At 42.3% G+C, this 11,702-nt stretch carries 14 protein-coding genes; 6 read left to right on the top strand and 8 right to left on the bottom strand.

What is annotated here, in order from left to right:
- Positions 1-13: 13 nt before the first annotated feature.
- From fliJ to flgB, 8 genes are read right to left on the bottom strand one after another with little or no spacing between them, the layout of a single operon-like run.
- Entirely contained in the window at positions 14-457 is a 444-nt protein-coding gene (gene fliJ, locus CAGA_RS01470; RefSeq protein WP_135656962.1) for a flagellar export protein FliJ, read from the bottom strand.
- A 2-nt stretch (positions 458-459) separates the two neighbouring features.
- Positions 460-1,758, bottom strand: a complete 1,299-nt coding sequence (gene fliI, locus CAGA_RS01465) for a flagellar protein export ATPase FliI (RefSeq protein ID WP_135656960.1) — start codon at positions 1,756-1,758, stop codon at positions 460-462.
- Between the two features lie 27 nt (positions 1,759-1,785).
- Complete coding sequence (locus CAGA_RS01460; protein ID WP_167875127.1) at positions 1,786-2,565, bottom strand: FliH/SctL family protein; 780 nt, start codon at positions 2,563-2,565, stop codon at positions 1,786-1,788.
- Complete coding sequence (fliG, locus tag CAGA_RS01455) at positions 2,558-3,565, bottom strand: flagellar motor switch protein FliG (protein ID WP_135656957.1); 1,008 nt, start codon at positions 3,563-3,565, stop codon at positions 2,558-2,560. Before fliG ends, CAGA_RS01460 begins: the two co-directional genes overlap by 8 nt.
- A complete protein-coding gene (gene fliF, locus CAGA_RS01450; protein ID WP_135656955.1) occupies positions 3,558-5,192 on the bottom strand; it encodes a flagellar basal-body MS-ring/collar protein FliF in 1,635 nt (544 codons plus the stop codon). The genes fliG and fliF overlap by 8 nt, the downstream gene beginning before the upstream one ends.
- 39 nt (positions 5,193-5,231) lie before the next feature.
- Entirely contained in the window at positions 5,232-5,534 is a 303-nt protein-coding gene (gene fliE / locus CAGA_RS01445; protein WP_135656953.1) for a flagellar hook-basal body complex protein FliE, read from the bottom strand.
- Positions 5,535-5,540: 6 nt separating this feature from the next.
- The gene (gene flgC / locus CAGA_RS01440; protein ID WP_135656951.1) at positions 5,541-5,981 is read right to left on the bottom strand and encodes a flagellar basal body rod protein FlgC; all 441 of its coding nucleotides are present in this window, start codon (positions 5,979-5,981) and stop codon (positions 5,541-5,543) included.
- A 37-nt stretch (positions 5,982-6,018) separates the two neighbouring features.
- Complete coding sequence (flgB, locus tag CAGA_RS01435; protein WP_135656949.1) at positions 6,019-6,402, bottom strand: flagellar basal body rod protein FlgB; 384 nt, start codon at positions 6,400-6,402, stop codon at positions 6,019-6,021.
- A gap of 286 nt (positions 6,403-6,688) precedes the next feature.
- Between flgB and CAGA_RS01430 the strand changes: the two genes are divergently transcribed.
- From CAGA_RS01430 to fliW, 6 genes are all read left to right on the top strand, one after another.
- A complete protein-coding gene (locus tag CAGA_RS01430) occupies positions 6,689-7,039 on the top strand; it encodes a hypothetical protein (RefSeq protein WP_135656947.1) in 351 nt (116 codons plus the stop codon).
- Positions 7,040-7,102: 63 nt separating this feature from the next.
- Positions 7,103-7,585 (top strand): flagellar protein FlgN, encoded by a 483-nt coding sequence (locus CAGA_RS01425; RefSeq protein ID WP_135656945.1) that lies wholly within the window; start codon positions 7,103-7,105, stop codon positions 7,583-7,585.
- 15 nt (positions 7,586-7,600) lie between these two features.
- On the top strand, positions 7,601-9,169 hold the full coding sequence (gene flgK, locus CAGA_RS01420) for a flagellar hook-associated protein FlgK (RefSeq protein WP_135656943.1): 1,569 nt from the start codon (positions 7,601-7,603) through the stop codon (positions 9,167-9,169).
- A 26-nt stretch (positions 9,170-9,195) separates the two neighbouring features.
- Positions 9,196-10,548 (top strand): flagellar hook-associated protein FlgL, encoded by a 1,353-nt coding sequence (gene flgL / locus CAGA_RS01415; RefSeq protein ID WP_135656941.1) that lies wholly within the window; start codon positions 9,196-9,198, stop codon positions 10,546-10,548.
- Between the two features lie 21 nt (positions 10,549-10,569).
- Positions 10,570-11,190, top strand: a complete 621-nt coding sequence (locus CAGA_RS01410) for a DUF6470 family protein (protein ID WP_135656940.1) — start codon at positions 10,570-10,572, stop codon at positions 11,188-11,190.
- A 72-nt stretch (positions 11,191-11,262) separates the two neighbouring features.
- Positions 11,263-11,691, top strand: coding sequence for a flagellar assembly protein FliW (gene fliW, locus CAGA_RS01405; protein ID WP_135656938.1), 429 nt, complete (start codon positions 11,263-11,265; stop codon positions 11,689-11,691).
- The last annotated feature ends 11 nt before the right edge of the window (positions 11,692-11,702 follow it).

The following is an 11,702-nucleotide window of genomic DNA, read 5'->3' as shown; positions in this document are numbered from 1 at the left end:
AATTTATAAGCATTTAATTCGCTGCGCTGCGTGTGCGATTGACGAACTCATCGATTGCAAGTTCTTCTCGTTTCCTAAAGGCTTCTAAATATGCCTCGTGCTGTTTGTCGCGTAATTTTTCAAGCCCGGAGATATCGCTGTTCAAGGCTATGATATCTGCTTTCTTTTGCGTAATGGCTTCCAACATCTTGCTTTTGTCTTCCACCAACCGCAATATTTTCTGATTTAATGTATTAAAATAGGTTTTATAAATGCTCATGTCGCTTGCGTTCAGGCCTGTTTGCAGCTCTTTCTTCATCTTTTGATTCGTCTCCGCAAACAGAGTATTTAAAGTATTGATTTCCTTTTCAATTTCCGCCAACTTTGTTTGCATCTGTAAAAGCTCATTTTTTTGAATATCCAGCGTCTGCTGCTTGAAGCTAAGGACCTTTTCAAGGCTAAAAATAAACTTTTTCATTCTTATAAACCTTCCATAAGATTCAAAGTTTCCTCAAAAGAGAAACTTTCATCGGTTCTCTGACACAAAAAAGCGTTGACAGAATCCATCTTTTTCACCGCTTCGTCCAATTTATGATTCATACCCGGTTTATACGCCCCGATGGATATTAGATCGGAATTCTGATTGTAAATCGCGAGAATATCCCGTATTTTGGCGGCCAAAAGCCGGTGCTCTTCCGTAACGATATCGTTCATCAGTCTGGAAATGCTCGCGTTCGTGTCAATGGCGGGATAATGGTTTTTATGTGCCAATGTACGTGACAAAACAATGTGTCCGTCGATAATTCCCCGGACAGTATCGGATATCGGTTCATTGGTATCGTCCCCTTCTACCAGCACAGTATAAATCCCGGTGATGGAACCTTCCTTGAAATTTCCGCTTCGTTCCAGAAGCTTCGGCAGTTCCGCGTAGATGGACGGCGTATATCCTCTGGCGATGGGGGGTTCCCCGGCAGCCAGCCCGATTTCCCGTTCCGCCATTGCGAACCGGGTAAGGGAATCCATCATCAGCAGGACATCCTTTCCCTGATCCCTGAAATACTCAGCAATCGCCGTAGCAACCGTTGCGCATTTTGCCCGGTACATAGCCGGCTGATCGGAGGTTGCAACAACCAATACCGAACGCGCCAGCCCTTCTTTGCCCAAGTCTTTTTCAATAAACTCGGTAACTTCACGGCCTCTTTCTCCGACAAGCGCGATTACATTGATATCGGTTTTTACATTTTTCGCAATCATGCCAAGCAGGGTGCTCTTACCGACACCGCTTCCTGCGAATATTCCCATTCTTTGCCCTTTGCCGATGGTAAGCATTCCGTCGATGGCCTTAATGCCAAAGGTCAAACGCTGGCTGATTCTAGGGCGTTCCAACGGGTTCGTGTATGTAGCATCCACATCATAAAACTGCTTGGCCTCAAAACTTCCCTTCCCGTCGATTGGCATTCCGGTCGCATCAATCGTCCTGCCAATTAAAAAGTCGCCGACGGGAACCCGCAGCTTTCGTCCGGTGGAACGAACGAAACTGCCTGGACCGATTCCCTTAATATCGCCATATGCCATCAAGAGGACTTCGCTGTTTTTAAAACCGACAACTTCGGCCATAACGGTTTTCTCATTGTCGGAATTCTGAATATAACAGATATCGCCGACATTCGCTTTTAATCCGGCTGTTTCAATCATCATCCCGACAATATTTTTAACCTTACCCATGTAACAGAGCGGATTAACTTTTGCCAAAACTTCATAGGCTTCTTCGAAATTCAATGTCTCACGCTCCACTTTTGAATTCGGTTATATTTGCAACTCGTTCTTTATATTGTTTAACTGTGTATCCACACCCGCGTCTATCATTTGGTTCGGCATTTCAATTTTGCAGTCGCCGTCCTTCATTTCAGCGGATGCTTCAATTTTGACATTATCAGATACCTCCTGCAGATCCTTTATCAGGGTAGTGTCGGCAAGCAAGGTCTTGGTGTTGGGAGAAACATAAATACGAACCCACTCCTGATTCCGGTAGGAATCAATCGCCTTGATTATGATCGACTGGATCGCTTTTGCATCAAGGCTTATTTCCTTTTTAATAATCTTCTCTGCAATGGCTAAGGAAAGCCGTGTTATATCGCTCTCAAACCGCTGAAGGATTTCCTCCTTCCTTGCTTCCACAGTTTCAAGCATACCGGAAAGTTCGTCCAAGACTGCCTTATTATCATTTTCTGCTTTTTGAAAGCCATCCTGATAACCTTCCCGGTAACCTTGTTCGCTGCCTTTTGTTCTTCCTTCGGCAAATCCTTTCCTATATCCTTCTTCCCTGCTCCGCGCCATCAACAAAGCGGCCTCTCCATTCATGCGCTCAGTGGACTCCTTTACCTTGTTCGCGCTGTAATTCTGTGCCGCCTCCATGATTTGCTGCGCTTTTTGGAATGCATGGTTTAAAATCGCTCTGTGTTCCTCTTCGGGGTCCGGTTTGGCCGCTTTAGCTTCAGACGGTTTCTTTAAAGAAGAGTTATTGGAAGGAAAGGCATTGCCGTTTTTAATTGTGACATATTCGGATGCCTTAATGATTTTAGGCAATAACCTCATCCTTTCCGCCCTTCGAAATAATTAACTCGCCCTCGCTTTCAAGACGCCTGATAACGCCCACAATACGCTGCTGCGCTTCTTCGACGTCTCTAAGACGGACATTATGCGTAAATTCGAGATCGGATTTGATGGTTTCCATTGTACGGTTGGACATATTCTTGAAGATAACATCGGCAACTTCCTTGTTTGCGCCTTTGAGCGCGAAAACCAGATCCTTGGAGTCGACCTCGCGCAGGAAGCGCTGGATGGACATATCGTCCAGACAGGTGATATCTTCGAAGACAAACATTCTCTTTTTGATCTCGTCGCAAAGCTCTGCGTCCTTGCGGGCGAGTTCGTCGAAGATATATTTCTCGTTCGAACGATCCATGTTGTTCATAATATCCGCAATGTAGTTTACGCCGCCAAATTCCATGAAGTCCAAAGACATGAGGGACGAGAATTTGTTCTCCAGATTGCTTTCCACAATATGAATAATTTCGGGAGAGGTTCTGTCCATATTTGCAATCCGCTCGACTACCTCAAGCCGGATTTCCTTCGGCAGTTCCGCAATGATCATGGCCGCCTGATCCGCCCTTGCATAAGACAAAATCAGCGCGATGGTCTGCGGATGTTCGTTTTGAATCATCGTCATGAGGTTTTTATAGTCCGTCTTACGGATAAACTCAAATGCCTTGGTTCGAAGCGACTTCGTAACACGTTCAAGAAGTGAAGCCGCCGTTTGGGCGCCATACGCTTTTTCAAGAACATTTCTCGCATATTCTATGCCGCCTTCCGTGATAACCTTCTGCGTCAGGCATATCTGATAGAAGTTTTCCAGAATTTCTTCCTGCTGCTCGGTAGACATATGCGACATTCTTGCTATTTCATAGGTTAACTGTTCGACTTCGTCTTCCTTTAAATATTTATAAATCTTGGAAGCGGTCTCAGCTCCAATGGATATAATAACCGCAGCGGCTTTCTGCTGGCCGCTCAGTTGATTTTTAGCCATCGTTGTCTTCTCCTTTCAGCCAGGATCGGATCAGTTGAGCTGCGATTTCTGGATTTTGGGAAGTGAATTCTTGTATTTCCTTTGTTAATGCTTCTTCCTTCGTCGCCTTTTGCGCACGGGCATCTTCTATTGCAGGGATAACAACTTTCTCCTTTTCGGGCTCTTCTTCAGAAAATTCATTCTGCAGACGGTCTTTCAAAGGCGTACCGTCTTCCTGGAATTCCTGTTCCGCCAAACCCATGGCAAATTCTTTCTTTTTCTTTGCTCGTGCCACTAAGAAAATAATCAGCCCCACAATAAATAATGTAAGCAGTACAACTCCTCCAATGATTACAATCGTATTCAAAGGCAGAGTTCCGGACGCCTGTGCATTGGTAGGCTGTGTTGAAGTAGCAAAAGTACCATTATAAATAGCGACCTTCTCCGGCTTAACCGCTGCAGCATTGGCCACTAGCTGTGCAATCTGCTGTTTTTGGCTGTCGGCGATCATATCTTTATTTATTACGACTGAGATCGTCATATCCTGCACACTAGCTGCATCGCCCTGAATCTGCTGCTTAACCTGGCTGACCAGATATTTGTATGTCTGATCATCCTTTGTGTAAATCACATCTCCGTTAACAGTAACGCCGGGATACGTCGTCGTCTGGGCGTTGGATTGGGTTCCGGCCGCTCCTCCTGCCGTTTTACCGCTTGTTTCCTGTTCCTTTATCGTATGTGAATCGCTTAGCACACCTTTATCCGTTGGATTTCCGGAGCTATCCTTCGATGGATTATAGGTGATGATCTCTTGTACTTTTTTATCAACATCCATTATGCTTTTTACGGTAACTTTTACATTGTTTGTTCCAAAAACAGGTGTTAATACTTTAAGTATATTTTTTTCAACATCTTTTTCATATTCTTTTTCAATTTGGAGCTTAAACTGGGTTATATTAATCTGCGTTCCATTTTCTGAATTACCGCTTAATTCATCTCCTGTAGCCGTGTCAATAACGGCAACATCCTCTGCTTTCATGTTCGGCACACTTTTCGAAACCAATTGCTTAATTCCATTTACCTGTGAGGACGACAGGGTCTTTCCATTGTCTAAAGTTACGGTGACAGAAGCAGTCGGCTTTTCCGCGTTATCATCCAAAGCGTATCCGCTGCTGTCGGGGATACTAATTGTTACATTTGCATTTTTAATGGTATCAATCGTTTTGATAACCGCTTCCAAACGCTGATTAAGTTGATATTGCTCAATGATTTTCTTTTCATAATCGGTTGTCATGATTCCGATATTTTTCGTGAAGAAATCGTAATTCGGCGCTGTTTTCGGGTGCCCTTCATTCGAAAGATCCATTCTTAACGCATTTTCCTGATCCTTCGGTACATAAATCGTTCCATTGTCTTCCTTAAAGCTTACATTCCGTTCCTTGAGTTCGTTCATCACTTCTACGGCTTCCGAGTGGTCCAAACCCGGATAAAGGATCACATAAGGCTGTCTATTTAATAAAATTCCAGCAATAACCGAAACAAGGACAATTCCGCCAAGAATGCTGCATGATATTATTTTTTTCTTCTTCGTCAAAGAACCCCAATAGTTTTTAACCGGTTCTATGTATTTATTAATTTGAATATTCATTCGTTCAACCCGCAATCACCCTTTTCTTTCTGCTGGAGGCTATACGCCCATCCTCATAACCTCATTGTAAGCATCTAACGCTTTATTGCGAAGCTGAACAAGCATTTGGACGGAAAGACTGGCCTTTGTTGAAGCAATGATAATGTCATGCAAATTATCGGACTGCCCGGTTGTTAACTTGACTAGTTCTTGATCTAAAACAGAATCTGTATCCTTCACATTCTGGATAGCATCCTGAAAAAGCGATTGAAACGGTAGACCGGATGACTGGGACGAGGATACTTTATCGGAATCATTTAGCTTTGCAATGGAATTTACACTTTCAATCGGTGTAATCGTCAATTTCTGTTACCTCCCTAATTCTAATGCCTTAACAGCCATGCCCTTTACGGCATTAAAAGCAGTCAGGTTTGCATCATAAGCCCTTGTTGCCGACATCATATCGATGGTTTCCTTAATGGGATCGACATTCGGCATCATCACATAACCCTGCGCATTCGCATCCGGATGGCTGGGGTCATATACAGGGACAAAATCACTTTGATCTTCTGCGATTTGTGTAACCTTTACCCCTCGCTGTTCCCCGCTCTGCTGCAGCTTTGACGCAAATATACGCTGAAAAGGCGATTGCTCTGCAGGTTCATAAATAACCATCTTCCTGCGGTAAGGCCCACCATTCTCTGTTCTGGTGGTGGTAGCATTGGAAATGTTTTCAGAAATGACATCCATTCTCAATCTGCTCGCGGTAAGACCGGATCCGCTGATGTTCAATGAACTTAGAAAAGACACTCATATTCCTCCTTATTATATTCATCAGTAAAACAGCTTAAGTTTTACTGTCAATCGCTGTTTTAAGACGTGCAAAATAATCGGAAAGTGTTCTTAAAGAATACCAATAATTGATTTGCGTTCTAGCCAGCTCTATATTTTCCTTTTCCACATCCACATTATTGCCATCCAATCGCATCGATAGGTCGTCGGATATGGTTGTCCGCGGCTGAACCTTGTTAATTTCGTTTATCTGCTCCATGTCGGTTTTATCGGAATTCGACATAAGCGATTGCAGTTGATCTTCAAAGCTGACGGTACGGCTTTTATAGCCCGGGGTTTCGAGATTTGACAAATTATTTGAAATCTCCTTTTGCCTCACCCAAAGCCCATCCAAATCTTTGCTTAATAAGCTGGAGGTTACGTTGTTTAACCAATCCATGTTCTAACACCTTTTTTCTCAATGTGTAATTATAGTCTTACTTTTCTCGCTATTTTGTTATTGAAATCTACTAAACATTGTTTTTATGACCGGTAAAAAATGAGTCACAATTTATATATTGTTTAGTAATATTTACATAATTATTATACAAATTAAGTCAAATGTCAATAAAAAAATATATATTTCAACATTTTTTTAAAAAAAAATAATTAATAAACTCAATTTTAAAATTGGGAACTAAAGATTTTCTATCAGTTGCCGATATATTATTCGAGGTGAATTAGGTATGGTTATTAAGAATGTAAATTCGAAATTAAATTATATATCCAGTCCTTATATCGGTAAAAAAACGGAGAAGGCAGACGCCCTTCAAAGCAGTATAAATTCGTCTTTCAGCAATGAATTAAACAAGGCTACAAATGCCCATAAAGTAGATACAATAAACCTCTCGAAACGCAAAACGGCAAATATTCCTTCCTTATCGGATACACGCGATAAAATTATTTCCGATTTAAAAACCGATAAAGATCCGAAATATCTCGAGTATCTGAAGGTACAAATTAGCAGCAATCAGTACGATTTAAATCCATTTGAATTGGCAAAAACAATGCTTATAAATGGTACAGAAAATAATTGAAAATAATTATAGCATGCAGATGTACTTTTTTAATGATAAATTGCAATTGGAAGTGGAAATCTTATGATAAATGGACAACTTTCAGAACAGCTTCTTCATTTTTTTCAGAACTATCTTCTGTTTTATAAAGAGTTTCTTTCAATCGAGGCAGAAAAATTTGAAGATTTATCCCGCAATAACCTTCGTTCGTTAGATGATCGGGTTAAGCAGGAACAAGCCTATTTGTTAAAATTAAGAGGGTTGGAAATAGAACGCGAGAAGCTGGTCGGAAAAACAGGCGACCCGAAAACGACCTTCCGCCAGCTAATCCCTCTGTTTGACGAACCATACCGTAAAGAAATAAAAGCAATATATGATGAGCTTTCCAATGTGCTGCTGGATCTAAGAGAAATGAACCGCCGCTGCAATTACCTTACGGAAATTAAATTGCATAACGTTGAGGTAACTCTTAATAAGATAAAAAACAACCCGGAACTGCAAAATATGTACAACGCAAAAGCCAAGGAAGGAAAAATCCCTCCAAGTGTCCTTTCAATGAAAATTTAAGGGGGAACTTACAAAATGTCATCAACTTTCTCGGGATATTATGTTGCTAAAAGCGGTATCCAGGCCGCTCGCGCAAGTTTACAGATAACCGGCCAAAACATGACAAACGTGAACACTACCGGCTATACAAGGCAGCGTGTGGATTGTTCAACGGTTGGGCCAAACTCAAGCAACATGCGTTATGCAAGCGGTGAAATCGGGATTGGCGGAGGCGTTAGCTGTGACAGAGTGAGCCAAATCCGTGACCCGTATCTGGATATTCGTTACCGGACCGAACGTGCATTGACTGGAAAAACCGGTACGGAAGCGAATATATTAGGCGAGCTGGAAAATATCTTTGATGAAACCAAAAAAGATGGTATCACTACAAATTTTACCGATTTTCTAAAGCAGCTCAATTCACTGGCTTCCTCCAGTACAATGGATGAAAATTCCCTTAAAAGTTCCGCGCGTCTCCTGGCGCATGCTTTTAATACTGCATCGCAGCAGTTGTCAACCATACGCAAAACAGTAACAGAGGAATTTCAAAATGATTCCATTAAGAAAGCGAATCAGCTTCTGCAGACAATTGCGCATTTAAATGAAGAAATTAAGAGCGCGGATATTTCCGGCACCCCTGCTCTGGAACTAATGGATCAGCGCAATACGGCGATCGACGAATTGTCCCAATACGTAAATATTGAGGTTTCAACTAAAACCGTGTCTGTCGGATCAAACCGCACGGTTTCCGAATTACAGATTGATCTCGTATCCGGCAGCAAAAAGTTCAACTTGGTTTCAAACAACAATTACAGTACTTTCGGCACAACGACCGAAGCGGACGGCACAATCAATCTGACGCTCAAGGATTCCACCGGAGCAGATGTGACGGACGGAACCGACGCCATAAGTAATAAAGATATTACGCAAGGATCATTTTCTGCCTATTTGTCCATGCTAAACGAGAGCGGAGAATATGATTCCGCAGGCGGAGCAGAGCGCGGCATCGGTTACTACGAAAAGGTTTTAGATAAATTAGCCGCTTATTTTGCAGACACAATGAATGCGCTAAACAGCACAAATCCGGAAGGAGACAATAAACCTCTTTTCACCCAGGCCGACGGGACGACAACAACCGGAATCACCGCTGCAAACATTTCCCTTTCCAATGCCTGGTATAAAGCAACAAGCAATTACTTAACTCCTACGAAACAAACTTCTTCCAGCGGGGATACTACCACTTCAAAAGATAATATTTTATTAATGGTAAGCAAACTTGCCGAGACAAAAACCTTTACAACCAATGACAACAACGTTGGAGGGAACACCCTCTTAACCTCTTCCATTCAATCTTTTGTTTCGGATATTTCCGTTTCGATCTTGGCTCTTCAAAAAGCGGATGTTAATCGCCGCGACGCTACATGTAACGCCACTCTGAACGAAATTGATACAAAACGTGCGGCTACATCGTCCGTTGATGTAAATGAAGAAGGAATTAATTTGATTATGTATAATCAGGCTTTAACTGCTTCTTCCCGCTTTATGACTACTTTAGATGAAGCAATAGATACCATTATTAACAGAATGGGCATCGTCGGAAGATAATTTAATAAGAAGGAGGTAATTGGAAAATGAGAATCACAATGTCCATGATTATGAAAAAATACGCGACCAGCTTAAACAGTTCGCTCGATGAGCTAAACAAGGCAAGCGACCGGGAAATAAGCCAGCGTAGATACGATACAGCTTCCGAAGATCCGTTTTCCGCAGCAAAAGCCGCACGGCTCAGAATGGAATATGCATATAACAACAGTTACCAAAGTGAAGTCGGCGATGCAAAAGATCAGATGGATACCGTGCACAGCACCATCCAATCGATTGTTAAAGTACTTTCGGAAGCATCGTCCGGAAGCTGCCTTGGGGCAATAAACGGTACGAACAACGCAGACGACCGCAAAATATATGCAGAAAAGATTCGCGGATTGCAAAAAACTATTTTAACTTCTTTAAATACGAAATTTGGTGATAAATATATCTTCGGAGGAGCCGAGACGGAAAATCCCCCCTTCAGCGTCGGTGCGAACGGTAATTTACTTTACCGCGGTATTGATGTGAACACAGGAAAAATTGAAGCCGGATCTACTTTAAGCTACAACGGCGCACAAATCACATTGAGCGACAGCAATTTCAACGGCTATAAGATCCAAGTTACAACCGCTGATGGAGTAACCCCTTCCATTTCAGCAGACGCAACCAATAAAATCCTGACCGTAAATCTTCCAACCGGAGCGAAAAACAGCGACGTACTTGCCGCGCTGAAAGCAAATCCCTCCCTAACCAGCACGGATGGTACAGTTACCTATAATCTTTCGAAAGTTTCCCTTTCCGGCGACCAAAACCGTCCGGTTGATACCGGAGTTCAGACAGAAACCGCAACGGACACCATCGGTCTTGATGGGCTACAAAAGCTTGCTGATGAACAGGTCTTTTCCAACATCGGATTAGGGTTAAGGGTAAATACAGGGGCAGGCGCGAATGAAAGTGCAATTACTGAGCAAAGCGTCTTCAATATTGCCGTTCCCGGTATTTCTGTAATTGGCTTTGGAACCGTAGATGGATCCGGAACGGGAATGTCAAACAATATCTATAACCTAATGGGGCAAATTGCCGATCAATTAGAGGGAAAAAATGGATACACCTATTCTATAGACACGATACAGCCTTATCTTGATCAATTTACACAGCAACAAAATAAGGTCATTTCAAAAATGACGGAAACCGACTGCAGCTTCACTTTCCTGACAACAACACAAACAAATTTGGAGGATCTTGGCGACCGGATATTGGAAAAAGACGACAATACGGAATTTATTGATTTTACAGATGCTTGGATCAATTATAGTATGCAGGCATTCGCTTATAATGCTGCTTTGAAAATCGGCAACCAAATTTTGCAACCAACATTCCTTGATTTCATGAAATAAGATTCCTGTAAGAGGTGAATCATGATGGAACCATTGCTGGATATGAAAGTCGTTCCGATTTCCATTGAGATGATTGTCCATCGTGCAAAGTTTGAGGTTGATACGTCTTTTCAACCCTCACAGCCAGACCCGATGGATTCCAATTATCTGATACCTTATAGCGACCATCTTTTTATCGAAACAAACGGTTACAAAAATAAGGTTAAAACGAAGACGGAAGCGGACTCTTACCAATATGCAACCTATGCAAATGAATATCAAATTCTATCGTCTATGACAGATATTGCGGATTATACATGGAAAGGAAGTTTGCTCATGAGTGCGCAGGAAAAAACCAGTTCTCTGGTCGACCTTGCGATTCAGCATGTGCAGCCAACCCTGCAAAGTGCAATTGGTATTCCCTCTTACCCCACCGATTTTCATTGGGATTCACAACAGGTTTCAAATCAGTATGAATCCGACAGGCAGACTTTCGACTGGTTGACACAAAATAAGGCAAAGCTGAAGTTTATCCCGGCCAGTATAGAATATGTTATCAAAGGCTATGCCCATGTGGAATTTAAATATCTTGGCAAGCCGCAATATATTCCGCCTTCAGCAAGTCCGGATTACGAACCGCCGAAGCTGGATGCCACAGCCTGAAACAATAACGCAGCCCCCTTTCGGAGGCTGCGTTTTTTACAAGAACGCTAACTTCATGGAGGAGGTTTCTAAATGGATAATCAAATTGAAAATCAGACTTCAAAACAAAATATCATCCATTTTGACGAAGGTATTCCAGGTTTTGAAGATATTAAGGACTATCTTCTTTATCACGAAGACGATGACGGCGTTATCTGGAATCTGCAGGCCGCAAATTCCGAAATTCCATCCTTTGTTGTGATTGACCCGTATCCGATTGTCAGTAATTACAGCCCGGAACTTACGCCGGATGACTTGCGCTATTTCGGCGAAACAGACACCAACAACCTATGTGTACTGGTTGTGGCTGTCATTAAACCGAATCTAAAGGATTCCGTAATCAACCTAAAAGCGCCGATTATTATCGACGTAAATACGAAAAAAGCAAAGCAGATCATTCTGGAAAACTCAGATTATCCGATCCGTTATAAATTATTTCAAGATCAAGAAGATAAAGAATAGGGGGGGAATTT

Origin of the sequence: Caproiciproducens galactitolivorans (assembly GCF_004768785.1) — a bacterium.
GTDB lineage: Bacteria > Bacillota > Clostridia > Oscillospirales > Acutalibacteraceae > Caproiciproducens > Caproiciproducens galactitolivorans.
This window is presented reverse-complemented; position numbering and strand designations above follow the sequence as displayed.